Annotated in this window: 17 protein-coding genes; 14 read left to right on the plus strand and 3 right to left on the minus strand. The window is 72.7% G+C overall.

Translation table 11 applies throughout. The annotated features are described in order from the left end of the window. Positions 1–447: 447 nt before the first annotated feature. Positions 448–999, minus strand: a complete 552-nt coding sequence (locus tag IF43_RS0106620) for an NADAR family protein (protein ID WP_030195279.1) — start codon at positions 997–999, stop codon at positions 448–450. Positions 1,000–1,173: 174 nt separating this feature from the next. On the opposite strand from IF43_RS0106620, the gene IF43_RS0106625 reads away from it, so the two are divergent. From IF43_RS0106625 to IF43_RS0106655, 7 genes are all read left to right on the plus strand, one after another. Continuing rightward, positions 1,174–2,688 (plus strand): gamma-aminobutyraldehyde dehydrogenase, encoded by a 1,515-nt coding sequence (locus IF43_RS0106625; RefSeq protein WP_030195283.1) that lies wholly within the window; start codon positions 1,174–1,176, stop codon positions 2,686–2,688. 54 nt (positions 2,689–2,742) lie between these two features. Next, on the plus strand, positions 2,743–3,990 hold the full coding sequence (locus IF43_RS0106630) for a spermidine/putrescine ABC transporter substrate-binding protein (protein ID WP_030195286.1): 1,248 nt from the start codon (positions 2,743–2,745) through the stop codon (positions 3,988–3,990). A 46-nt stretch (positions 3,991–4,036) separates the two neighbouring features. Continuing rightward, the gene (locus tag IF43_RS0106635) at positions 4,037–5,188 is read left to right on the plus strand and encodes an ABC transporter ATP-binding protein (protein ID WP_030195292.1); all 1,152 of its coding nucleotides are present in this window, start codon (positions 4,037–4,039) and stop codon (positions 5,186–5,188) included. Beyond that, the gene (locus tag IF43_RS0106640) at positions 5,185–6,111 is read left to right on the plus strand and encodes an ABC transporter permease (RefSeq protein ID WP_030195295.1); all 927 of its coding nucleotides are present in this window, start codon (positions 5,185–5,187) and stop codon (positions 6,109–6,111) included. The genes IF43_RS0106635 and IF43_RS0106640 overlap by 4 nt, the downstream gene beginning before the upstream one ends. Then, entirely contained in the window at positions 6,111–6,905 is a 795-nt protein-coding gene (locus IF43_RS0106645) for an ABC transporter permease (RefSeq protein ID WP_030195298.1), read from the plus strand. Before IF43_RS0106640 ends, IF43_RS0106645 begins: the two co-directional genes overlap by 1 nt. A 26-nt stretch (positions 6,906–6,931) precedes the next feature. Next, positions 6,932–8,350 (plus strand): FAD-binding oxidoreductase, encoded by a 1,419-nt coding sequence (locus IF43_RS0106650; protein WP_030195302.1) that lies wholly within the window; start codon positions 6,932–6,934, stop codon positions 8,348–8,350. A gap of 268 nt (positions 8,351–8,618) precedes the next feature. Then, positions 8,619–9,104 (plus strand): hypothetical protein, encoded by a 486-nt coding sequence (locus IF43_RS0106655; RefSeq protein ID WP_030195307.1) that lies wholly within the window; start codon positions 8,619–8,621, stop codon positions 9,102–9,104. Between the two features lie 162 nt (positions 9,105–9,266). Here IF43_RS0106655 and IF43_RS0106660 read toward each other — a convergent pair whose 3' ends face one another. After that, complete coding sequence (locus IF43_RS0106660) at positions 9,267–10,190, minus strand: phosphatase PAP2 family protein (protein WP_030195312.1); 924 nt, start codon at positions 10,188–10,190, stop codon at positions 9,267–9,269. Between the two features lie 155 nt (positions 10,191–10,345). Beyond that, positions 10,346–11,680, minus strand: a complete 1,335-nt coding sequence (gene gabT, locus IF43_RS0106665) for a 4-aminobutyrate--2-oxoglutarate transaminase (RefSeq protein WP_030195320.1) — start codon at positions 11,678–11,680, stop codon at positions 10,346–10,348. Between the two features lie 221 nt (positions 11,681–11,901). On the opposite strand from gabT, the gene IF43_RS0106670 reads away from it, so the two are divergent. The 7 genes from IF43_RS0106670 (at position 11,902) to IF43_RS0106700 (ending at position 23,875) form a co-directional block, all read left to right on the plus strand. Next, positions 11,902–14,226, plus strand: a complete 2,325-nt coding sequence (locus tag IF43_RS0106670; protein ID WP_030195322.1) for a hypothetical protein — start codon at positions 11,902–11,904, stop codon at positions 14,224–14,226. A gap of 196 nt (positions 14,227–14,422) precedes the next feature. Next, the gene (locus IF43_RS0106675; RefSeq protein ID WP_030195323.1) at positions 14,423–16,003 is read left to right on the plus strand and encodes a PucR family transcriptional regulator; all 1,581 of its coding nucleotides are present in this window, start codon (positions 14,423–14,425) and stop codon (positions 16,001–16,003) included. Between the two features lie 178 nt (positions 16,004–16,181). Beyond that, positions 16,182–17,627 (plus strand): aldehyde dehydrogenase family protein, encoded by a 1,446-nt coding sequence (locus IF43_RS0106680; protein WP_030195324.1) that lies wholly within the window; start codon positions 16,182–16,184, stop codon positions 17,625–17,627. A gap of 244 nt (positions 17,628–17,871) precedes the next feature. After that, a complete protein-coding gene (locus IF43_RS0106685) occupies positions 17,872–19,815 on the plus strand; it encodes an acyl-CoA dehydrogenase family protein (protein ID WP_030195325.1) in 1,944 nt (647 codons plus the stop codon). 71 nt (positions 19,816–19,886) lie between these two features. Continuing rightward, positions 19,887–21,305: a hypothetical protein gene (locus tag IF43_RS37820; protein ID WP_158939187.1), complete on the plus strand. Its 1,419-nt coding sequence runs from the start codon at positions 19,887–19,889 to the stop codon at positions 21,303–21,305. Positions 21,306–21,326: 21 nt separating this feature from the next. Continuing rightward, the gene (gene dxr / locus IF43_RS0106695; protein WP_030195338.1) at positions 21,327–22,577 is read left to right on the plus strand and encodes a 1-deoxy-D-xylulose-5-phosphate reductoisomerase; all 1,251 of its coding nucleotides are present in this window, start codon (positions 21,327–21,329) and stop codon (positions 22,575–22,577) included. Next, positions 22,574–23,875 (plus strand): RIP metalloprotease, encoded by a 1,302-nt coding sequence (locus tag IF43_RS0106700; RefSeq protein ID WP_030195341.1) that lies wholly within the window; start codon positions 22,574–22,576, stop codon positions 23,873–23,875. The genes dxr and IF43_RS0106700 overlap by 4 nt, the downstream gene beginning before the upstream one ends. Positions 23,876–23,927: the final 52 nt, after the last annotated feature.

A 23,927-nucleotide genomic window follows, 5' to 3' on the forward strand; every position in this document is an offset into this window, starting at 1 on the left:
AGGCGGTGCGCGGGGGACGCCCGAGGTCGGAGGTCGGCGACGGCGCATAGCCGGGCGAGCTTCCGAACTGCTCCACCGACCGTGGCCGGACGGGATTCGAACCCGCGACCTCCCGGTCCGAAGGAGCCGTCGCCTGCGCACCGGGCATCCCCCACACGGCCTCCCGAGATCAGAAGTGGCGGCGGTGTGGGTTTCTCTGCGAAAGAAGGAACCGCAGCCGGGCGCACCGGGAGGTGCGTGAGCGAGGTCCAGAGGACGGGGCGGCGGAACCGGTGTGACCGCTGCTCTACCGATTGAGCTACACCGCCCGCGAGGGCGGTGGCGGGACTCGAACCCGCAACCCGCGAAGGAGGTCCTGCCTGCGCACCTGGACGTTCCTCACCCTAGGACCCGCGGCCGAGGCGGGCCACGGGTTTTCCGGGGGCCGTGCCGAGCGGGGGCGGTTCGTCAGGCCGCCGTGCGCAGCTGCTCGCGCGCGTCCATCAGGGCGAAGCCCAGCAGGTTCAGCCCGCGCCAGCGGGCCGGCACCAGGGCGTCCGGCGAGTTCACCCCGAGCCCGATGCCCCAGATCCGGTCCAGCGGGCTCGCCTCGACCAGCACCCGGCCCCCCGTCCCGAGCAGGAAGGACCTGAGCGCCGGGTCGGAGCCGAACTTGTGCACGCTGCCCTCGACCACGATCCGGTACCGCTCGCGCTCCCAGACGGCGTCGTCGAACCCGCGCACCAGCCGTCCCTGCTTCTTCGCCTCCGCCGGCGTGCGCGAGGCGAGCACCGCGGCCAGCGCATCGGCGTCGTCGAACAGACGTGCCTTCTCGGCCATCATCCAGTGCTCGGCGGTCGCGTACCCGATGTCACCCACCGTGAACGGAGCGGACCACCACTGCGACAGACAGCTCGCACCGAGCGTCCCGTCCGGCCGCGGCCGGTGTCCCCAGAACGCCAGGTACTTCACCGGCTCACCCCGGTTGACCTGCTCGATCAACTTGTCGATCTTCTCCATGCACGCGAGTCTGGCACTCGCCACTGACACTTCGTACGGGATTTCCTCCCCGATGCGACACATGGTCGACCGATTCCGTCGCGTAACCAAAAGGAAACGACGGAATCACTTGTTGGACGGAAAACCCTCTGTCAGGATCGGCACTCAATTCGAGCTGGAGCTACGGAGAGCGTGATGGGCAACCGCTTCCAGGTTAAGGACCGATTCGCCGACGGCGCGCAGTACATCGGCGGCCGTCTCCGGTCCGGTACCTCCGGACACTCACACACGGTGGTCAACCCCGCCACCGGAGAAGAGGTCCTCACGTACGAGCTGGCCTCCACTGCGGACGTCGACGAGGCCGTCGCCGCCGCCAAGGCCGCCTTCCCGGCCTGGGCCGCCGCCACGCCCGGCGAGCGCTCGGACGCCCTGCACCGTTTCGCCGCCGTGCTCGCCGAGCAGGCCGAGGACTTCGCGTACGCCGAGTCGCTCCAGTGCGGCAAGCCGCTCAAGCTGAGCACCGAGTTCGACGTCCCGGGCACGATCGACAACACCGCCTTCTTCGCCGGCGCGGCCCGTCACCTCCAGGGTCAGGCCGCCGCCGAGTACTCCGGCGACCACACCTCGTACGTACGCCGGGAGCCGATCGGCGTGGTCGGCTCCATCGCTCCGTGGAACTACCCCCTCCAGATGGCCGCCTGGAAGATCCTCCCGGCCGTCGCCGCGGGCAACACGATCGTCCTCAAGCCCGCCGAGCTCACCCCCCTGACCTCCCTGATGTTCGCCCAGGCCGCCACCGAGGCCGGCATCCCCGACGGCGTCATCAACATCGTCACCGGCGCCGGCCGCGAGGCGGGCGAGCACCTGGTCGGGCACCCGGACGTGGCCATGACCTCGTTCACCGGCTCCACCCCGGTCGGCAAGCGGGTCGCCGAGGTCGCGACCGCCACCGTCAAGCGACTGCACCTGGAGCTCGGCGGCAAGGCGCCCTTCGTCGTCTTCGACGACGCCGACGTGGAGGCCGCCGCCCACGGCGCCGTCGCCGCCTCGCTCATCAACACCGGCCAGGACTGCACCGCGGCCACCCGCGCGTACGTCCAGCGCCCCGTGTACGACGCCTTCGTCGCCCGGGTGGCCGAACTGATGGCCTCCGTCCGCGTGGGCGACCCCTTCGAGCCCGGCACCGACCTCGGACCGCTCGTCTCCCACGTCCAGCGCGACCGCGTCGCCGCCTTCGTCGAGCGGGCCCGCGCCTACGCCACCGTCGTGACCGGCGGCGAGGCCCCCGGCGGGGCGCTCGCCGACGGCGCGTACTATCGGCCCACCCTGATCACGGACGCCCCGCAGGACAGCGAGGTCGTGCAGTCCGAGATCTTCGGCCCGGTCCTGGTCGTGCTGCCCTTCGACAGCGACGACGAGGCCATCGGCCTGGCCAACGACACGCCGTACGGACTCGCCGCCTCCGCCTGGAGCCGTGACGTCTACCGCGCGAACCGCGCCACCCGGGAGATCAAGGCAGGCTGCGTCTGGGTCAACGACCACATTCCGATCATCAGCGAGATGCCGCACGGCGGGTACAAGGCCAGCGGCTTCGGCAAGGACATGTCGTCGTACTCCTTCGAGGAGTACACGCAGGTCAAGCACGTCATGTACGACAACACCGCGGTGGCCCGCAAGGACTGGCACCGCACGATCTTCGGGGACCGATAGAAGGCGCTCCGCCCGACCAGCGGAACTACACGACACATGGGAAAGGCACAGCGCATGGAGCACCAGGAGCCCGGGCTCTCGGCAGTGGAGTTGGCGGCGATGCGGCGCAGCCTCACGAGCGGGCGCGGCGCGCTCACCCGCCGCTCGTTGCTGCGCGCCTCAGGGATGGGCGCGCTGGCGCTCGGCGGCCTCGGCACGCTGACCGCCTGCGGCATCCCCCCGGCCAAGCGTTCCGAGGGCCCGGCGGCGGCCTCCGACGACCACTCGGCCCAGGAGAAGGTGATCAACTTCTCCAACTGGACCGAGTACATGGACATCAGCGAGGACGAGAAGCACCGTCCGACGCTGGAGGAGTTCACCAAGCGGACCGGGATCAAGGTCAAGTACACCGAGGACATCAACGACAACGTCGAGTTCTTCGGCAAGATCCGGCCCCAGCTGGCCGCCGGCCAGGAGACCGGCCGCGACCTGATCGTCGTCACCGACTGGCTGGCCGCCCGCATGATCAAGCTCGGCTGGGTGCAGCAGCTGGACCCGTCCCACCTCCCGCACGCCTTCGCCAACCTCGTGCAGCAGTTCCGGATGCCCGACTGGGACCCGGGCCGCGCCCACTCCTACCCGTGGACCGGCATCTCCACCGTCATCGCCTACAACACGAAGGCGACCGGCGGGAAGAAGGTCGACTCCGTCACCCAGATGCTCGACGACCCCTCCCTCAAGGGCCGCGTCGGCTTCCTGACGGAGATGCGCGACACCATGGGCATGACCATGCTCGACATGGGCTACGACCCGGCCACCTTCACCACCCCCCAGTACGACGCCGCCATCGCGCGCCTGCAGAAGGGCGTCGACAAGAAGCAGATCCGCCGCTTCACCGGCAACGACTACACCTCGGACCTCGACAAGGGCGACCTGGCCGCCTGTCTGGCCTGGGCCGGCGACATCATCCAGCTCCAGGCCGACAACCCGGCCATCCAGTACGCCATCCCGGCCGCGGGCTACATGACCTCGACGGACAACCTGCTGGTGCCCGCGAAGGCGCGCCACAAGACGAACGCCGAGCGGCTCATCGACTACTACTACGAGCCCGCCGTCGCCGCAGAGCTGGCCGCGTACATCAACTACGTCTGCCCGGTCGAGGGCGTCCGGCCCGAGCTCGCCAAGATCGACCCGGCGCTGGCGGCCAACCCCCTGATCATCCCGGACAAGGCGATGGCCTCGAAGTCGCACGCCTTCCGCTCCCTGACCGTCCAGGAAGAGCGGGAGTACGAGGAGAAGTTCGCCAAGCTCATCGGTGCCTGACCCCGCCGCCCCCCCTTCCGAATTCCACACCACGGGACCGCGACCCATGACTGACAAGACCGCGGGCGGCGATGTCCGCCTTTCCGGGATCAGCAAGCACTACGGCAGCTTCACCGCCGTGCACCCGCTGGACCTGACCATCCCCCAGGGCTCCTTCTTCGCCCTGCTCGGCGCCTCCGGCTGCGGGAAGACCACGACCCTGCGCATGATCGCCGGCCTGGAGGACCCCTCCACCGGCACCGTCCACCTCGGCGACCGCGACGTCACGCACCTGCCGCCCTACAAGCGGCCGGTCAACACGGTGTTCCAGAGCTACGCGCTCTTCCCGCACATGGACATCTTCGAGAACATCGCCTTCGGTCTGCGCCGGCGCGGCATCAAGTCGGTCAAGAAGCAGGTCGACGACATGATCGAGCTCGTCCAGCTCGGCGAGCACACCCGCAAGAAGCCGCACCAGCTCTCCGGCGGCCAGCAGCAGCGCGTCGCCGTGGCCCGCGCGCTCATCAACCACCCCCAGGTGCTCCTCCTCGACGAGCCCCTCGGCGCCCTCGACCTCAAGCTGCGCCGCCAGATGCAGCTGGAGCTCAAGCGCATCCAGACCGAGGTCGGCATCACCTTCGTCCACGTCACCCACGACCAGGAGGAGGCCATGACCATGGCCGACACGGTCGCGGTGATGAACGGCGGCCGCGTCGAGCAGCTCGGTGCCCCCGCCGAGCTCTACGAGAACCCGCGCACCACCTTCGTGGCCAACTTCCTCGGCACCTCGAACCTCATCGAGGCCTCCGTGGAGTCCGCCGGCTCCGACGACGTGGTCGTCTCCGCCGCCGGCAGCAAGCTCCGGCTGCCCGCGCAGCGCTGCTCCACCACGCCCCGCAACGGCGACCACCTGCTGGTGGGGGTGCGCCCGGAGAAGATCTCCGTGGTGCACGCCGAGGACGCGCACACGGTCGCCGCCGGGCGCAACACCCTCACCGGCCGGATCGCCGACTCCTCCTTCATCGGCGTCTCCACCCAGTTCGTGGTCGACACCGCGGTGTGCCCCGAGTTCGAGGTGTACGTCCAGAACGTCGAGCGCGACGCCCGCCTGACCCCCGGCACCGAGGTCGTCCTGCACTGGAACCCGGAGCACACCTTCGGCCTCGACGCCGCCCAGGACATCGACGCCGGCGCCCCGACGGTCGAGGAGGGCGCATGACCGCCACCGTGGCGCCCCCCGCCGAGCCGCAGGCGGAGCCGCCGGTCCACAAGGCCTCGGCGCGCCGCAAGCTGGTCCCGTACTGGCTGCTGCTGCCCGGCATCGTGTGGCTGCTCGTCTTCTTCGTCCTGCCGATGATCTACCAGGCCTCGACCTCCGTCCAGACCGGCTCCCTGGAGAGCGGCTTCGAGGTCACCTGGCACTTCCAGACCTACTGGGACGCGTTCACCGAGTACCTCCCGCAGTTCCTGCGCTCCCTGCTGTACGCCGGCACCGCCACCGTCCTGTGCCTGCTGATGGGCTACCCGCTCGCGTACCTGATCGCCTTCCGGGCCGGTCGCTGGCGCAACCTGCTGCTCATCCTGGTGATCGCGCCCTTCTTCACCAGCTTCCTCATCCGCACGCTGGCGTGGAAGACGATCCTCGCCGACGGCGGACCGGTCGTGGAGGTCCTCAACACGCTCCACGTCCTGGACGTCACCAGCTGGCTCGGCATGACCGAGGGCGACCGCGTGCTGGCCACCCCGCTGGCCGTGGTCTGCGGTCTGACGTACAACTTCCTCCCCTTCATGATCCTTCCGCTGTACACCTCGCTGGAGCGGATCGACTCGCGCCTCCACGAGGCCGCCGGGGACCTGTACGCCACGCCCGCCACCACGTTCCGCAAGGTGACCTTCCCGCTGTCGATGCCCGGCGTGGTCTCCGGCACGCTGCTCACCTTCATCCCGGCGAGCGGCGACTACGTCAACGCCGAGCTGCTCGGCTCGACCGACACCCGCATGATCGGCAACGTCATCCAGTCGCAGTACCTGCGGATCCTGGACTACCCCACCGCGGCCGCGCTGTCGTTCATCCTCATGGCCATCGTCCTGATCATGGTCACCGTCTACATCCGCCGCGCCGGAACGGAGGACCTGGTCTGATGCAGTGGCTCCGACGCAACGTCGTCGTCATCCTCGGCCTCGGCACGCTCGCGTACCTGATCCTGCCGAACATCGTGGTGACGGTCTTCTCCTTCAACAACCCCGCCGGGCGCTTCAACTACGCCTGGCAGGAGTTCTCCCTCGACGCCTGGAAGGACCCCTGCGGCGTCGCCGACATGTGCGGCTCCCTGTCGCTGTCCCTCCAGATCGCGATCTGGGCCACCATCGGCGCCACCGTGCTCGGCACGATGATCGCCTTCGCCCTGGTCCGCTACCGGTTCCGGGCCCGTGGCGCGGTCAACTCGCTGATCTTCCTGCCCATGGCCATGCCCGAGATCGTGATGGCCGCCTCGCTGCTCGCGCTCTTCCTCAACATGGGCATCGAGCTGGGCTTCTGGACGATCCTGATCGCCCACGTCATGTTCTGCCTCAGCTTCGTCGTGGCCGCCGTCAAGGCGCGCGTGCTCTCGATGGACCCGAGGCTGGAGGAGGCCGCGCGCGACCTCTACGCCGGCCCCGTCCAGACCTTCGTGCGGGTCACCCTCCCGATCGCCGCCCCCGGCATCGCGGCGGGCGCCCTGCTCTCCTTCGCCCTGTCGTTCGACGACTTCATCATCACGAACTTCAACTCGGGCAACACGGTCACGTTCCCCATGTTCGTGTGGGGATCGGCCCAGCGCGGCACGCCCGTGCAGATCAACGTCATCGGCACCGCGATGTTCGTCATCGCCGTCCTGGTGGTCGTCGCCGGCCAGGCCATCGCCAACCGGCGCAAGAAGCAAGCAGCGAACTGAGCACGTCCCGTTAGGAGATGGAAACCATGGCCCCAGTCGCCATGCGTACCGTTGCACAATCCCTTTCCGAAGCACTGCCGGTCTCGTACTGGCTCGACGACCCCGGCAAGCCCGCCCCGCTGCCCGCCCTCACGGCGGACGAGCACTGCGACCTCCTGGTCGTGGGCGGCGGCTACAGCGGCCTGTGGACCGCGCTGCTGGCCAAGGAGCGGGACCCCGGCCGGGACGTCGTACTGATCGAGAGCCGTGAGGTGGGCTGGGCCGCCTCCGGCCGCAACGGCGGCTTCTGCGCCGCCTCCCTCACGCACGGGCTCTACAACGGGCTGACCCGCTGGCCCGACGAGCTGGCCAAGCTCGAGGAGCTGGGCGCGCGCAACCTCGACGCCATCGAGGAGGCCGTGGCCCGCTACGGCATCGACTGCGACTTCGAGCGCACCGGCGAGATCGACGTGGCCACCGAGCCCCACCAGGTGGAGGAGCTCAAGGAGCTGCACGCCGAGGCCGAGCGCCTCGGCCTCGGCGGCGGTTACGAGTTCCTCGACCGCGAGGCGCTGCGCGCCGAGGTCGACTCGCCCACCTTTCTCGGCGGCCTGTGGGACCGCGACGGCGTGGCCATGCTGAACCCGGCCAAGCTGGCGTGGGGCCTCAAGCAGGCCTGCCTCGACCTCGGCGTGCGGATCTACGAGAACACCCGCGGCCTGTCGCTCAGGTCCACCGGCCCCGGCATGGCCGTGACCACCCCCTACGGTCGGATCCTGGCCCGCCGGGTGGCGCTGGGCACCAACATCTTCCCGTCGCTGGTCAAGCGCCTGCGCCCGTACACCGTCCCGGTGTACGACTACGCCCTGATGACCGAGCAGCTCACCCCCGAGCAGGTGGCGTCGATCGGCTGGAAGCGGCGCCAGGGCATGGGCGACAGCGCCAACCAGTTCCACTACTTCCGGATCACCCCCGACCGGCGCATCCTGTGGGGCGGCTACGACGCCATCTACCCGTACGGCGGAAAGCTCGACTCCGAGTACGACCACCGCCCGGAGACCTACCTGAAGCTGGCCGGCCACTTCTTCGACTGCTTCCCGCAGCTGGAGGGGATCCGCTTCAGCCACGCCTGGGGCGGCGCGATCGACACCTGCTCGCGCTTCTCGGCCTTCTTCGGCACCGCCCACTCCGGCAAGGTCGCCTACGCGGCCGGTTTCACCGGCCTGGGCGTGGGCGCCACGCGGTTCGGCGCGGACGTCATGCTCGACATGCTGGCGGGAGAGCGCACCGAGCGGACCGAGCTGGAGATGGTCCGCAAGAAGCCGATGCCGTTCCCGCCCGAGCCCTTCAAGTGGACCGGCATCTCGCTCACCAAGTGGTCCCTGGCGCGGGCCGACGAGCGCGCCGGACGGCGCAACCTGTGGCTGAAGGCGCTCGACAGGTTCGGCCTCGGCTTCGACAGCTGACCGGACGAGCCGCTGCCCGAACGAGCGTGACCGCATGAGCGGCTGAGCGGACGAGCGGACGAGCGGCTGACCGTACCAGCGGCTGACCGTACGAGCGGCTGACCGTACGAGCGCGGTGCGTGCGCCCCCGGGGCCCGGGGGCGCACAACCATGATCGAAGCGTGAGCCGGCTCACCACCACCCGGTCGTGGAACCCGCGTCATCGCCGGCTCCCACCCCGCTCTCCCTCCTACGACACACCGTCGCAACGGAGGGAGAGCAGGGAGAGATGGCGCGCTCGGAGAGCCCAGCGACGAAATCCGCGGTGGAGTGGCTGGTGTCCGTGGCCCCGGACCCCGACGCCTGCCGCTGGGACTGGGAGCGCAACCCCCTCGGGGTCGCCCTGCTCCCGGCCGGTAGGCACTGGGACGTCCTGATCCTGCCCGGCGTCCTCGGCCGTCCCGCGCTGGACCTACTCGCCCGCCTCGTCACCCGGCCCGGCCCGGTGCTCGCCGACTTCGGCGGCTCCAGGCTGGGCTTCTTCGTGCCCGCCGGCACCGCCGCCCGCTGGCTCGGCACCGGTGTACGGGCCGCCGGACGCGGCAACTGGATCGTCGTGCCGTACCCCGGGCGGGACACCGGCGGGGTGCGTTGGCTGGTGGCCCCGGACGGCACGGGCACGCTCACGGACCCCGCCCTGCTGGAGCTCGCCCTGCACGAGGCGGCGGCGCTGGTCGCGGAGCGGGGCGCGGGGGAGCAGGGGGGCTCCCCCTGACCACCAAGTCAGTACCGCCGTGCGCCCGCTGGCTTGACACCGGCACGGGTGGACCGCGGCGCGTACGCCACCCACGGCAGCTGGCCCGGCTGCGCGGCCCGATGACCGGGTCGGTCAACTGGGACCGTCCGGCGGCTGGGAGTTCTCGGAGAACTTCGACGCCTACTTCTGCGGGTCGCCTGCGGAAGGGGGGTCGGCCTCGGAGCGCCTGCCGCGCACCACCCGGGCGCTCGCCAGCGCCACCGGGGCCAGCAGCAGGACGCTCAGGCACCCGCTGGCCAGCACGTCCAGCGGCCAGTGCCAGCCGCGCAGCACCAGGCCGACGGCCGTCGCCCCCGCGAGCGTGAGGGCGGCGGCCATCGGCCACCGCGACCCGCGCCCGTCCCGGCGCACGTACGGCCGTACGAGCAGCGCGGCACCTGCGTACGCCACCGCGGCCGTCGCCGTGTGCCCGGAGGGGAAGTAGCCGGCCGCCCAGGGCTCCAGCGGGCCGGGCCGGGCCGTCCACTCCTTGAGGGGGGCGACCACGGCGGGTACCGCGGCCATCGCGAGCCCGGCCGCCGACGGGGGGAGCCACCAGCGCCGCGCGCCGGCGCGCCGCGCGTGCCACCCGGCGTACGTCATGGCGAGCGCGAGCACGGGTACGGCGACCTGCCCGTTGCCCAGGTCCGCGAGGGGTTCGGTGACCGAGTCGGGCAGCGCCCGGACCAGCTTCCGGCTCAGCCCCTCGTCGGGCTCCAACAGGGCCCCGGAGACGAGCACCTGCCAGGTCGTCAGGCACAGGACCACCGCGGGCAGCGCCACGCGCAGGGCCAGGCGGACGGAGCGGTGCCGCGTGGAGACGGCCCGTACGAGGGCCCGGGAGAAGGTCGGCCGCCCCGGAACAGGGGGGATGGTTCCGGGGCGGCCGCCCGGATCGGATCGCCGCGCGCCCCGGGGGGTTTGGGGCGGGCGGCCGTCCGATCGGTGAGGATTGCCGGGGCCGTCGGCCTCGGCGGGGTGGGTGCAGGCACGACCGGTGGTGAGCTGGGGAAGCTCGCAGCCGGCTTCGTCCGCGGTCTCCCGCGGGCGGGGTGTCTCACTCATCTGCAGAAACCGTACGGCAGCGAAAGGGGGACCGACAGCGGGAACGCCGTCCCGCCATCGGCCCCCCACACCATCTTCACAGTGCCCGACCGGTTACCGCGGGTACTGCGAAAGGGTGTTCAGGCCAGGGCCGTCGGACGGCCCGGCGCCGTGCCTCAGAGGGCCGCCAGCGCGGCCTCGATGACGTCCAGGCCCTCGTTGAGGAGGTCCTCGCCGATGACCAGCGGGGGCAGGAAGCGGAGCACGTTGCCGTAGGTGCCGCAGGTGAGGACGAGCACGCCCTCGTTGTGGCAGGCCTTCGCCAGCGCGCCGGCGGCGGCCGCGTTCGGCTCCTTGGTGCCGCGGTCGGTGACCAGCTCGATGGCGATCATGGCGCCGCGGCCGCGGATGTCGCCGATGATGTCGTACTTCTCGGCCATCGCGGAGAGGCGGGTCTTCATGACCTCCTCGATGCGCTTGGCCTTGCCGTTGAGGTCGAGCTCCTTCATGGTCTCGATGGAGCCCAGCGCACCGGCGCAGGCCACCGGGTTGCCGCCGTAGGTGCCGCCGAGGCCGCCCGCGTGCGGGGCGTCCATGATCTCGGCGCGGCCGGTCACGGCGGCCAGCGGCAGACCGCCGGCGATGCCCTTGGCGGTGGTGATGAGGTCCGGGACGATGCCCTCGTCCTCACAGGCGAACCACTGGCCGGTGCGGCAGAAGCCGGACTGGATCTCGTCGGCCACGAAGACGATGCCGTTGTCGTTGGCGAACTTCACGATGGCCGGCAGGAAGCCCTTGGCCGGCTCGATGAAGCCGCCCTCGCCGAGCACCGGCTCGATGATGATCGCGGCGACGTTCTCGGCGCCGATCTGCTTGCTGATCTGGTCGATGGCCTGGGCGGCGGCCTCGGGGCCGCAGTTCTCCGGGCCGGTGGGCCAGCGGTAGCCGTAGGCGACCGGCACGCGGTAGACCTCGGGGGCGAACGGGCCGAAGCCCTGCTTGTACGGCATGTTCTTCGCCGTCAGCGCCATCGTGAGGTTGGTGCGGCCGTGGTAGCCGTGGTCGAACACGACGACGGCCTGGCGCTTGGTGTACGAGCGGGCGATCTTGACCGCGTTCTCGACGGCCTCGGCACCCGAGTTGAACAGCGCGGACTTCTTGGCGTGGTCGCCCGGGGTCAGCTCGGCCAGGGCCTCGCAGACCTCCACGTAGCCCTCGTAGGGGGTCACCATGAAGCAGGTGTGGGTGAAGTCGGCGAGCTGCGCGGAGGCGCGGCGCACGACCGCCTCGGCGGAGGCGCCGACCGAGGTCACGGCGATGCCGGAGCCGAAGTCGATCAGGCGGTTGCCGTCGATGTCCTCGATGATGCCGCCACCCGCGCGGGCCGTGAACACGGGCAGAACGGAGCCCACGCCGCCGGCCACCGTCTCGAGGCGGCGGGCCTGCAGCTCCTGGGACTTCGGGCCGGGGATCGCGGTGACGAGCTTGCGCTCCTGCGGGACAGCGGTCATGGGGGCTCCTGGGATGGTTCGGACGCACTTGTTCTTCGTCCGCAGGCTAGGCCCGCGCAGGGGGTGGCGGCATGCTCCGTTCGGGAGTGGTGCCCGCGTGTCCTTGTCCGGTACGGCCATAGGGAGTGTCTTGTGGATCGCGCCGGGATGCGGTCCGCGCGTCCTGCCCGGCCACTAGATTGAACTGCGCAGTCACGGTGAGCGGTCAGGGGGCAGGGGACATGGACAGCGAAGGCACGCAGCGGCAGGCGGGTGTGCCCATTCCCGCCCCGGCGGCGCCGGGGGACGCCCCCCGGGTCCCGCCGCCGCCCGCGCACGCGCCCGCCGCCGGGCCGTCCCTGGTCGAGTGGCTGCGCACGCCCCGGCCCGCCGCGGCGCCTGGGGTGTGGCGCTTCGGGTACACGCCCCGGCCCGAGCGGGCCGCGGACGAGGTGCCCGACCGCGCCCTGCTCAGCAGCGCGGTGATCTCCTTCCTGGCCTGCGCGCTGCTGTGGTCGCTGCTGCGCAACGGGCTGGTCCCGTACCGCTTCTGGACGCTGCCGGTCCGCATGTTCACCCCGAACGACTGGTGGCAGCAGACGAGCGGCGAGCCCGTGGTGCTGGCTGGCTACGTCGCGAGCTGGGTGTGGGAACTGATCGTCGACATCGGCCTGCTCATCGGCTTCGGTCGACTCGGCAACTGGCGCCTGGCATGGCAGCGGCTGGTGGTGGCGCGTGGTGCCTGGGCCCAGATCGCGGGCGTGGTGGTGATGATCCTTCTCGTGCTGCGTCTGATCGACGGGGAACAGGTACCGGTGCGCGGACCCGTCGCGCAGCTCTTCCGCAGCGACGAGGGCTACCGGGTCGTCGACCCCGTGATCAACTTCGCCGTGGTCGTGCTCTTCTCGTGGCTCGGCGGCCTCTTCGGGCTCGTCCGGGGCCTCGTCGGCGGTCGCCTGGCCCCGGCGGGTGCCGGACCGGTCGCCGCCCCGGCACCCGCCGAGGACCCGGCCGCCTGGCCCGAGCTGCGGGCCGCGGGACTGGCCGAGGCCGCGGACCGGCTCGGCGCGGAGGCCGCGGGCGGCGGCATGAGCGACGTCGACTACGCCCGGATCCGGCGCGCCTGGCTGTCCGTACGGGCCGACCCCTCGCGGCTGCGCGCCTTCGCCGAGGCCGTGCGCGTCAAGGGCGCCGGGGCCTGCGTCCACCCGTCCGGGGTGCGCGACCTGCCCGCCCGGGCGGCCCGCCACGACCTGTTCACCGGCCAGGTGCGGCTCGGGACCGTCGCCGACGCCGAGCGCAACCCGTACGCCCGGCGCGGCACCGGACTGGCCCTCGACCCGGCGCTGCTCGGCACCTCCCTGCTGGCCGTCGGCCCCTCCGGAGCGGGCAAGACCGGCCGGCTCGTGCGGCCGGTGGTCGAGTCCCTCGCGCTGCAGGCACTGGCCGGGCAGGCCGCGGTGATCGCGGTGGGCCCGGCCGGCGGCCGGCTCGGGCCCGACGCGGCGTACGACGTGGTCGTCCGGCTCGGCGACCCCGACTCCGTGTACGACCTCGACCTGTACGGCGGCACCACCGACCCCGACGAGGCGGCGGGCCTGCTCGCCGAGGCCCTCGCCGGCGACGTGCCCGGGGCCGACGCACGCCGGGCCGCCACCGCCCTCGCCCAGCTCCTCGGCCCGTTCCGGGCCGCGTACGGGCGCTTCCCCGCGGTGCCCGAACTGCGCCTGCTCCTCGACGGCGCGCCCGCGGCCCTCGGCGCGCTGCGCGAACTCCTCGGCTCCGCCGGCGACCACGCGCAGCTGCGCGAGCTCGACGCGCGCGAGCGGCAGGCCGGGCACCCCGGCGATCCGGCGCCGCTGCTCGCCGACCGGGTCGCCCTGCTCGACCGGCCCGCGTTCGCCGGGTTCTTCGACACCAGCGGCAAGGGGCGCCCCTTCTCGCTGCGCTCGCTGGAGCACCCGCTGCGGGTCCGCATCGACCTGCCCGAGCGCGGGCACGCGGACGCCTCGCGCATGCTCGCCCGGCTCCTGCTCGCGCAGTTCACCGCCAGCGCGGCCGCGCGGTCGGACCGCTCGCTGTTCGCCTGCCTGGTCCTCGACGACGCCGCGCAGGCGCTGACCCCGGAGACCGTGCGCGGGCTCGGGCGGCTGCGCTCGGCGCACGCCGGCGTGGTGCTGACCCTGCGCACGCTGGACGACGTACCCGAGGCGCTGCGCACGCCGCTGTTCGGCGCGGTGGGCTGCCGGATGGCCTTCGCCGGCGTCACGACCTGGGACGGGCAGCGGTTCGCCGAGGCCTGGGGCACCGAGTGGGTCGAGACCCGGGACGTGACCAGCCGCACCGTCTTCGCCGACCAGCCGCTGACCCGGGCGATCCACTCCTTCCGCAAGCTCGTCACCGGCAAGGCCGTCACCACCGACGCGGTCACCGTCCGCCAGGTGGAACGGGAGCGCTGGTCGGCCTCCGACCTCGCGCACGCGGTACCGCCGGGGCACGCCGTGCTGTCCGTCACCTCGGTGCGCGGGGAGCGGGCGGCGCCGCTGCTGGTGGACCTCGAGGGCTGAGCGGGGGCGCCGTACCCGCGCCCGGGCGGCCGGTCCGCCCCTGCCGCAGGCCGGACGGACCGGCGGTAACGGCCGGCTCGAACCGAGCTGACCCGACCCCTACGGGGTGGCAGAATCGATCTGAGCCGTTCGTACGCGACGGCGAAAAACCTCCCTGCCGCCCCTGCCGCCCGCCCTCCGAAAGTGCACGGTCCCGATGCCGCTCACCCTCGCCTCGCTCGTCCAGCACTCGGCGCTCAAACTCAGCGTCCGGGCGGGCGAGGGCAAGCTGGACACCCCGGTGCGCTGGGCCCACGTCAGCGAGCTGGCCGACCCCGTCCCGTACATGGAGGGCGGGGAGCTGCTGCTGATCACGGCCATGACGCTGGACGCGGGGGACCCGGAGGAGATGGGCCGCTACGTCCGCCGGCTCGCCGCGGCCGGGGTGGTCGGCATCGGCTTCGCCGTCGGCGTGAACTACGACGAGATCCCGCAGGCCCTGGTCGACGCCGCCCGCGCCGAGGACCTGCCGCTCCTCGAGGTGCCGCGGCGCACCCCGTTCCTCGCCATCTCCAAGGCCGTCTCCGCCGCGCTGGCGGCCGACCAGTACCGGGCCGTGACCGCCGGCTTCGAGGCGCAGCGCGAGCTCACCCGGGCCGCCCTGTCCGCCGACGGCCCGGCCGACCTGCTGGCCAAGCTGGCCGCGCACGTCCACGGCTGGGCCGCGCTCTACGACACCTCCGGCAGCGTGGTCGCCGCCGCGCCCGAGTGGGCGGCCCGCCGCGCCGCCCGGCTCACCGCCGACGTGGAGCGGCTGCGCGAGCGCCCGGCCCCGGCCAGCGCCGTGGTCGGCGGCACCGAGGACCGGGTCGAGCTGCAGTCCCTGGGCACCGGTCGGCGGGCCCGCGGCGCCCTGGCCGTCGGCACCGGCGCCCCCCTCGGCACCGCCGAGCGGTACGCCGTCCACTCCGCCGTCGCCCTGCTGACGCTGACCACCGAGCGCTCCCGCTCCCTGCACGACGCCGAGTCCCGGCTGGGCGCGGCCGTGCTGCGGATGCTCCTCGACGGCGAGCCCGGGCACGCCCGCGCGGTGGCCGGCGACCTGTACGGGGGGCTGCTCGACGCGCCGTTCCGGCTGGTCATCGTCGAGTCCTCGGCTCCCGAGCAGATCAGTGCCCTGACCGACGCCGTCGAGTCGGCCGCCGCCCGGGCCGGGGAGGCCGTGCTCGTGGTGCCCGAGACGGCGCGCCTGGTCCTGTTGGCCGCCGACGGCGGGGCGGCCGTGGGGGCCTGCGCCAACTACGCCGAGGCCCTCGAGGCCCTGCGCGGCAGCGAGGCCGGCGGTGCTCCGGGGGCCGCCGCCGACGACCTCGTGGTGGGCCTGTCCGCGCCGGCCGGGACCGCCGCGGCCGCCACCGCGTACAAGCAGGCGGACCAGGCCGTGGCTGTGGCCCGGCGGCGCGGCCGGGCCCTGGTCGAGCACGAGGACCTCGCCGACGGCTCGGTCCTGCCGCTGCTCGCCGACGACGCCGTACGGGCCTTCGCCGAGGGCACCCTGCGCGCCCTGCGGGAACACGACGCCACCGGCCGCGGCGACCTCGTCGCCTCCCTCCAGGCCTGGCTCTCCCGGCACGGCCAGTGGGACGCGGCCGCCGCCGACCTGGGCGTGCACCGGCACACCCTGCGCTACCGGATGCGGCGTGTGGAGGAGATCCTGGGCCGCTCGCTGGACGATCCGGACGTGCGCATGGAGCTGTGGCTGGCGCTCAAGGCCAGCCCGCCCGTCCCCGCGCAGTGACCGGGGTGACGGGCGTGGCGCACCACCGAGCGGAGTGAAAGCCTCCGATTGGCACCGTGACAAACCGGCGCGACGGCGCGCCCGGCCACTCCACCCCGGACAAACGACCTTTCGGGCCGCCGGTCCTACCGTGGTGATGACAAGGACACCGCACAACTTCCGAAGGGCCGGGATTCGCATGACTTCCACCCACGCCTTCTGGCTCGCCGGCCGCCAGGCCACCGGCGAGAGCAGCTTCGACGTCCACAACCCGTGGGACGGCCGTCTCGTCGGCACCGTCAGCGTGCCGACCGACGCCCAGGTCGAAGAGGCCGTGGCCGCCGCCCACGCCGTGACGGCGGAGTTCTCCGCGACCCCCGCCCACGTCCGCGCCGCCGCCCTGGACCACGTGTCCAAGCGCCTGGTCGAGCGCACCGAGGAGATCGCCCAGCTGATCTCCGCCGAGAACGGCAAGCCCATCAAGTGGGCCCGTGGTGAGGTCGGCCGCGCGGTGTCCGTGTTCCGCTTCGCCGCCGAGGAGGCCCGCCGCTTCAACGGCGGCGAGGCCCAGCGCCTCGACACCGACGCCGGCGGCACCGGCCGCCTGGCCCTGACGCGCCGCTTCGTCAAGGGCCCGGTCCTGGGCATCGCGCCGTTCAACTTCCCGCTGAACCTGTGCGCCCACAAGGTCGCCCCGGCCATCGCCGTCGGTGCCCCGATCATCCTGAAGCCCGCCCCGGCCACCCCGCTCTCCGGCCTGATCCTGGGCGAGCTGCTGGCCGAGACCGACCTGCCCGCCGGCTCCTGGTCGGTCCTGCCGGTCGCCAACGAGAAGATGCCCGCCCTCGTCAAGGACGAGCGCCTGCCGGTCATCTCCTTCACCGGCTCCGACACGGTCGGCTACGCCATCCAGCAGTCGGTGCCCCACAAGCACTGCACCCTGGAGCTCGGCGGCAACGCCGCGGCCGTCGTCCTGTCCGACTGGTCCTCCGAGGCCGACCTGGACTGGGCCGCCACCCGGATCGCGACCTTCTCCAACTACCAGGCCGGCCAGTCCTGCATCTCCGTGCAGCGCGTGATCGCCGACGCCGCCGTCTACGACCGCCTGGTCGAGAAGGTCGTCGCCAAGGTCCAGGCCCAGGTCACCGGCGACCCGTCCGACGACGCCACCGACGTCGGCCCGCTCGTCTCCGAGGCCGCCGCCGAGCGCGTCGAGGCCTGGGTGGACGAGGCCGTCTCCGCCGGCGCGAAGCTGCTCGCGGGCGGCAAGCGCGAGGGCGCCTCCTTCGAGCCGACCGTGCTCGCCGAGGTTCCCGACGGCGTCAAGCTGGCCTGCGAGGAGGTCTTCGGCCCGGTCCTCACCCTGCACAAGGTGGAGAACACGGACGAGGCCTTCGCCGCCGTCAACGACTCCAAGTTCGGCCTGCAGGCCGGCGTCTTCACCCACGACGTCCAGACCGCGTTCCGCGCCCACCGCGAGCTCGAGGTCGGCGGCGTCATCATCGGCGACGCCCCGTCCTACCGCGCCGACCAGATGCCGTACGGCGGCGTCAAGCAGTCCGGTGTCGGCCGCGAGGGCGTCCGCTACGCGATGGACGACTACACGTACGAGCGCGTCCTGGTCCTGACCGGCCTGAACATCTGATTCGTACGGCCACAGAGCCGACGGCCGGAGCCCACTGTGCGGGGGCTCCGGCCGTCCCCTTCCCGGCCCACCCGAACCCGCCGCCCGGGATCCCGGCATGTCGCCGCCTCACGAGAGTGCCGCCCCGCGGCCCCCACCCCCGCCCGGCCCAACCCGGCTTTTCCGGTCGCGGTGGAGCGGGTACGACTGGGAGGTAGCACCGATCGGTAGCGTCCCCACTCCCGGCGGCGAGGTGAGCCCCCTCATGTCCGCAACACAGCCCGCACAGCCCAAGGTGACCGAGCGCGAGGCCCGGCAGGTCGCGGAGGCGGCCAGGGAACAGGACTGGCGCAAGCCCAGCTTCGCCAAGGAACTGTTCCTCGGCAGGTTCCGGCTCGACCTGATCCACCCGCACCCCCAGCCCGACGCCGAGGACGTCCGGCGGGGCGAGGCCTTCCTGGCCCGGCTGCGGGAGTTCTGCGAGCACGAGATCGACGGCGCCCGCATCGAACGCGAGGCGCAGATCCCCGACGAGACGATCCGCGGCCTCAAGAGCCTCGGCGCCCTCGGCATGAAGATCGACCCCAAGTACGGCGGCCTGGGCCTGACCCAGGTGTACTACAACAAGGCGCTGGCCCTGGTCGGTTCCGCCAGCCCCGCCGTGGGCGCCCTGCTCTCGGCCCACCAGTCCATCGGCGTGCCCCAGCCGCTGAAGATCTTCGGCACCCAGGAGCAGAAGGACGCCTTCCTGCCCCGGTGCGCCACCGACGCCATCTCCGCCTTCCTGCTGACCGAGCCCGACGTCGGCTCCGACCCGGCCCGGCTGGCCACCACCGCCGTGCCCGAGGGCGACGACACGTACGTCCTGGACGGCGTGAAGCTGTGGACCACCAACGGCGTGGTCGCCGACCTGCTCGTCGTCATGGCCCGCGTCCCCCGGTCCGAGGGCCACAAGGGCGGCATCACCGCCTTCGTCGTCGAGGCCGACGCCCCCGGGATCACCGTCGAGCACCGCAACGCCTTCATGGGCCTGCGCGGCCTGGAGAACGGCGTCACGCGCTTCCACCAGGTACGGGTGCCCGCGGCGCACCGCATCGGCCCCGAGGGCGCCGGCCTGAAGATCGCGCTCACCACCCTCAACACCGGCCGGCTCTCGCTGCCCGCCATGTGCGTCGGCGCCGGCAAGTGGTGCCTGAAGATCGCCCGCGAGTGGTCCGGCGTCCGCGAGCAGTGGGGCCGCCCGGTCGCCGAGCACGAGGCCGTCGGCGCCAAGATCTCCTTCATCGCCGCCACCACCTTCGCCCTGGAGGCGGTCGTCGACCTGTCCTCCCAGATGGCCGACGAGGACCGCAACGACATCCGCATCGAGGCCGCCCTCGCCAAGCTCTACGGCAGCGAGATGGCCTGCCTGATGGCCGACGAGCTCGTGCAGATCCGCGGCGGCCGCGGCTTCGAGACCGCCGAGTCCCTCGCCGCCCGCGGCGAACGGGGCGTACCCGCCGAGCAGATGCTGCGCGACCTGCGCATCAACCGGATCTTCGAGGGGTCGACGGAGATCATGCACCTGCTGATCGCCCGCGAGGCCGTCGACGCCCACCTCTCGGTCGCCGGCGACCTCATCGACCCCGACAAGGCCGTGCAGGACAAGGCCAGGGCGGGGGCCCGGGCCGCCGGCTTCTACGCCCGCTGGCTGCCCAGGCTCGCCACCGGACCCGGCCACGTCCCGACCAGCTACCGCGAGTTCCACCCGCGCGGTCACGTCGACCTCTCCGGCCACCTGCGCTACGTCGAGCGGAACGCCCGCAAGCTGGCCCGCTCCACGTTCTACGCGATGTCCCGCTGGCAGGGCAGGATGGAGACGAAGCAGGGCTTCCTCGGCCGGATCGTCGACATCGGTGCCGAGCTGTTCGCCATGAGCGCGGCCTGCGTCCGGGCCGAGCACCTGCGCGCCACCGGCGACCACGGGCGGGAGGCCTACCAGCTCGCCGACGCGTTCTGCCGACAGTCCCGGCTGCGCGTCGAGGAGTTGTTCGGGCGCCTGTGGGCCAACACCGACGACCTCGACCGCAAGGTGGTCGCCGGAGTCCTCTCGGGCACGTACACCTGGCTGGAGGACGGTGTGATCGACACGTCGAGCGAGGGTCCGTGGATCGCGGACGCCACCCCCGGCCCCTCCAAGCACGAGAACGTCCGCCGGCCCGTCCGCTGACGGGCACGGCCCGACCTGCGATCATCGCCGCACGCCGGACAGGCGTACGAATCCGGCGAGCGGAGCAGGACATGACAGACGGCGACCGAGAGCACAGACGGCTCGCGTGGTGCGTGGCGCTCCTCCTGCGCCACGCACCGGACCCCGTCGTGGCCGGCCTCCTGGAGCGCATGGACCCGGCCGCGCGGGGCTTCCTGTGCCGCGACGAGCTGCTCCCGCCCTCGGCCGTCACCCTGCTGCTGCGCGACGGGTCCGCCGAGGACCGCCGCCGCGTGGCCGCCAACCCGTACGTGCTGGGCCGCCCGCTGCCCGGCCTGCCGTCGGTACGCCGCTACGCCGCCCGGCCCGAACCGACCCCCGAGCTGCGCGCCTCGGTGCGGACCGAGCTCGCCGCCGCCGGTCACGCCGCCGACGACGGCCGCCCCCGCGACACCGCGGCCCTCGTCGCGCTGCTGCGCCGGCACGGCCGTCGCCACCCCCGGGTGCCGCTGGACCTGCTGGCGCTGGCCGGCGACCTCGACCCGGACGTGCTCCTGCACGCGCACGCGCGCGGGCCGCTGCCGCCCGGCTCCGTGGAAGCGCTGCTGCTGGCCGGCGGGCTGCCCCGGGAGGCGTGCCCGGCCCTGCTGGACACGCGGGCGCAGCGCTCGTACGGGCCGTCCTGGCACCGCCCGGCCGTCCGGGCCGTCCGCATGGGCCTGCTCACCTGCGACGAGCTGGTGGCCGCGGTCGCCCCCGCGCACCGCACGCTGCTCCTGGGCGACCTGCGCCTGAGCAAAGGCCTGCGCTGGTCGCTGCCCGAGCAGGCCGCGGTCCGGGGCGCCCTGGGGCGCGTCCTGCGGCCCGCGCTCGGCGAGGACCCCCTCCTGTGGGACGACCTGCTTCGCCGCGCGCCCGCGTTCCCCGGCACCCTGCCGGAGCTGGCCGAGGCCGTGGCCGCCGGCCCGGCCGCGGTCCCGGCCGCGGTCCCGGCCGACGCCGCCGCACCCGGGCCCGCGCCCGACGGGGCGCTGGCCCGCGCCGTCGCCGCCCTCGCCCCGCCGCCGCCCGACGCGGCGGCCGCCGGCGGGGTCGAACGCGAACTCGCGCTCGCCGCGCTGGCCGTGCCCAACGCCATGGGCGACCTCGCCGAGGACATCCGCTGGGTACGGGCCTGCCTGGACCGGGGCCTCCTCACCGGCGCCGACGTGCTGTGGCACAAGGCCCCCGCCGCCTGGGCCCTCGACGAGGACCACTGGCTGGGCGAGATCGACCACTGGAACACCCGCCTCGACGAGCCGGACGACCACCCGGCCGGCCGGGCCGCCCGGCTGCGGGCCGAGGCCATGCTCGCCGCCCACGCGGCCGCCGACCGGCTGCTCGGGGCGGCCCTCGGCGGTGACACCGCCGCCTGGTGGCGCGCCGCCCGCGCGCTGCCCGAGTTCCCCGGCAGCCTCCCCGAACTCCTCGGCGCGCTCGTACAGGGGGACTCCGTGCCCGGGCGCGGCTGAGTTCCGGCAACAATGGGGGGCATGAGCGACAGCCCAGCCCCCCTCGCCGACCCGCACCTCCTGTTCGACCCCGCGGTCGGCCGCCGGGACATCGTCATCCTCGGCTCCACCGGGTCCATCGGCACCCAGGCCATCGACCTGGTCCTGCGCAACCCCGACCGGTTCCGCGTCACCGCCCTCTCGGCGGCCGGCGGCCGCGTCGGCCTGCTCGCCGAGCAGGCCCGCCTGCTGCGGGTGGACACGGTCGCGGTGGCCCGCGAGGACGTCGTACCGGCCCTCCGAGAGGCGCTGCGCGCCCAGTACGGCACCGAGCCGCTGCCCGAGGTCCTGGCCGGCCCGGACGCCGCCACGCAGATCGCCGCGTCCCCGTGCCACACCGTCCTCAACGGCATCACCGGCTCCATCGGCCTCGCCCCCACGCTCGCGGCCCTGGAGGCCGGCCGGACCCTCGCCCTCGCCAACAAGGAGTCGCTGATCGTCGGCGGCCCGCTGGTGAAGGCCCTGGCCAAGCCGGGCCAGATCATCCCGGTGGACTCCGAGCACGCCGCGCTCTTCCAGGCGCTGGCCGCCGGCACCCGCGCCGACGTCCGCAAGCTCGTCGTCACCGCCTCCGGCGGGCCGTTCCGCGGCCGGACGAAGGCAGAGCTGGCCCACGTCACCGTCGAGGACGCCCTCGCGCACCCCACCTGGGCGATGGGCCCGGTGATCACGGTGAACAGCGCGACCCTCGTCAACAAGGGCCTGGAGGTCATCGAGGCCCACCTGCTCTACGACATCCCCTTCGACCGCATCGAGGTCGTCGTCCACCCGCAGTCGTACGTTCACTCGATGGTGGAGTTCACCGACGGCTCCACCCTCGCCCAGGCCACCCCGCCCGACATGCGCGGCCCGATCGCGATCGGCCTCGGCTGGCCGGAGCGGATCCCGGACGCGGCCCCCGCGTTCGACTGGACCAAGGCCTCCACCTGGGAGTTCTTCCCGCTCGACACCGAGGCCTTCCCCTCGGTCGGACTGGCCCGCCACGTGGGCGCCCTGGGCGGCACGGCACCGGCCGTGTTCAATGCGGCGAACGAGGAGTGTGTCGACGCGTTCCTGGCCGGTCGGCTGCCGTTCACAGCAATCATGGATACGGTCACCGCTGTCGTCGAGGACCACGGAACGCCGGACCGGGGAACTGCCCTCACCGTCGCCGACGTCCTCGCAGCGGAGACCTGGGCCCGCGCCCGGGCCAGGGAGATGGCGGCGAAGGCCGCAGTGGAGGCGCGCGCATGATCCTTCTGATGACGGTGCTCGGGATACTCGTCTTCGTCTTCGGGCTGCTGGTCTCCATCGCGTGGCACGAGCTGGGCCACCTGTCGACGGCGAAGATCTTCGGCATCCGCGTGCCCCAGTACATGGTCGGCTTCGGCCCGACCATCTGGTCGCGGCGCAAGGGCGAGACCGAGTACGGCATCAAGGCCATCCCGGCCGGCGGCTACATCCGCATGATCGGCATGTTCCCGCCCGGCGAGGACGGCCGGATCACCGCCCGCTCCACCTCCCCGTGGCGCTCGATGATCGAGGACGCCCGCTCGGCCGCGTACGAGGAGCTGGAGCCCGGCGACGAGTCCCGGCTCTTCTACACGCGCAAGCCGTGGAAGCGCGTCATCGTGATGTTCGCGGGCCCGTTCATGAACCTCGTGCTCGCCCTCGTGGTGTTCTTCGGCGTCTGGATGACCTTCGGCGTCAACATGCAGACCACCAACGTCAAGTCGGTGACCCCCTGCGTCATCCAGCAGAGCGAGAAGCGCGACATCTGCAAGGCCGGCGACCCGGTGGCCCCCGCCAAGGCGGCGGGCCTGCTCCCCGGTGACCGGATCGTCGCCTTCAACGGCGAGAAGGTCGACGACTGGTCGGTCCTCCAGCAGAAGATCCGCGACACCATCGGCCCGGCCACGGTCACCGTGCAGCGCGGCGGCGCGGAGCTCACCCTCCACCCCAGGCTGATCGAGAACCAGGTCGCCAAGACCGACGGGCACGGCGGATACGTCGAGGGCAAGTTCGTCGAGGCCGGCTTCCTCGGCTTCACCCCCCGCACCGAGAAGGTCCAGCTGGGCTTCGGCCAGTCCGTCGACCACATGGGCGAGATGGTCGAGCAGGGCGTGCAGGGCCTGATCAAGCTGCCGTCGAAGATCCCCGCGCTGTGGGACGCCGCGTTCGGCGACGGCCCGCGCGAGCCCGACTCCCCGATGGGCATCGTCGGCGCCGCCCGGATCAGCGGCGAGATCGCCACCCTCGACATCCCCGCCACCGACCGGCTGGTGTTCTTCCTCCAGCTGATCGGCTTCTTCAACCTCTCGCTGTTCCTGTTCAACATGCTCCCGCTGCTCCCGCTGGACGGCGGGCACATCGCGGGCGCCCTGTGGGAGTCCGTGCGGCGCAACCTGGCGCGGCTGTTCAAGCGGCCCGACCCGGGTCCGTTCGACGTCGCCAAGCTCATGCCCGTCGCCTACGTCGTGGCCGGCATCTTCGTCTGCTTCACGCTGCTGGTCCTGGTCGCCGACGTGGTGAACCCGGTCAAGATCAGCTGACGCCGCCTTCGGGCAGACGTGCGAACGGGGCCGGGCACGGTGCGTGCCCGGC

This window comes from Streptomyces sp. NRRL S-87 (assembly GCF_000719335.1).
In the GTDB taxonomy this organism is placed as follows: Bacteria; Actinomycetota; Actinomycetes; order Streptomycetales; family Streptomycetaceae; genus Streptomyces.

What these genes read in the sequence shown, in the direction of transcription:
- IF43_RS37820 (WP_158939187.1), top strand. Translation starts at nt 19,887, where the DNA reads ATGACAGACGGCGACCGAGAGCACAGACGGCTCGCGTGGTGCGTGGCG.
- IF43_RS0106670 (WP_030195322.1), top strand. Translation starts at nt 11,902, where the DNA reads ATGGACAGCGAAGGCACGCAGCGGCAGGCGGGTGTGCCCATTCCCGCC.
- IF43_RS0106660 (WP_030195312.1), bottom strand. Translation starts at nt 10,190, where the DNA reads ATGAGTGAGACACCCCGCCCGCGGGAGACCGCGGACGAAGCCGGCTGC.
- dxr (WP_030195338.1), top strand. Translation starts at nt 21,327, where the DNA reads ATGAGCGACAGCCCAGCCCCCCTCGCCGACCCGCACCTCCTGTTCGAC.
- IF43_RS0106675 (WP_030195323.1), top strand. Translation starts at nt 14,423, where the DNA reads ATGCCGCTCACCCTCGCCTCGCTCGTCCAGCACTCGGCGCTCAAACTC.
- IF43_RS0106650 (WP_030195302.1), top strand. Translation starts at nt 6,932, where the DNA reads ATGGCCCCAGTCGCCATGCGTACCGTTGCACAATCCCTTTCCGAAGCA.
- IF43_RS0106635 (WP_030195292.1), top strand. Translation starts at nt 4,037, where the DNA reads ATGACTGACAAGACCGCGGGCGGCGATGTCCGCCTTTCCGGGATCAGC.
- IF43_RS0106620 (WP_030195279.1), bottom strand. Translation starts at nt 999, where the DNA reads ATGGAGAAGATCGACAAGTTGATCGAGCAGGTCAACCGGGGTGAGCCG.
- IF43_RS0106685 (WP_030195325.1), top strand. Translation starts at nt 17,872, where the DNA reads ATGTCCGCAACACAGCCCGCACAGCCCAAGGTGACCGAGCGCGAGGCC.
- gabT (WP_030195320.1), bottom strand. Translation starts at nt 11,680, where the DNA reads ATGACCGCTGTCCCGCAGGAGCGCAAGCTCGTCACCGCGATCCCCGGC.
- IF43_RS0106700 (WP_030195341.1), top strand. Translation starts at nt 22,574, where the DNA reads ATGATCCTTCTGATGACGGTGCTCGGGATACTCGTCTTCGTCTTCGGG.
- IF43_RS0106625 (WP_030195283.1), top strand. Translation starts at nt 1,174, where the DNA reads ATGGGCAACCGCTTCCAGGTTAAGGACCGATTCGCCGACGGCGCGCAG.
- IF43_RS0106645 (WP_030195298.1), top strand. Translation starts at nt 6,111, where the DNA reads ATGCAGTGGCTCCGACGCAACGTCGTCGTCATCCTCGGCCTCGGCACG.
- IF43_RS0106640 (WP_030195295.1), top strand. Translation starts at nt 5,185, where the DNA reads ATGACCGCCACCGTGGCGCCCCCCGCCGAGCCGCAGGCGGAGCCGCCG.
- IF43_RS0106655 (WP_030195307.1), top strand. Translation starts at nt 8,619, where the DNA reads ATGGCGCGCTCGGAGAGCCCAGCGACGAAATCCGCGGTGGAGTGGCTG.
- IF43_RS0106630 (WP_030195286.1), top strand. Translation starts at nt 2,743, where the DNA reads ATGGAGCACCAGGAGCCCGGGCTCTCGGCAGTGGAGTTGGCGGCGATG.
- IF43_RS0106680 (WP_030195324.1), top strand. Translation starts at nt 16,182, where the DNA reads ATGACTTCCACCCACGCCTTCTGGCTCGCCGGCCGCCAGGCCACCGGC.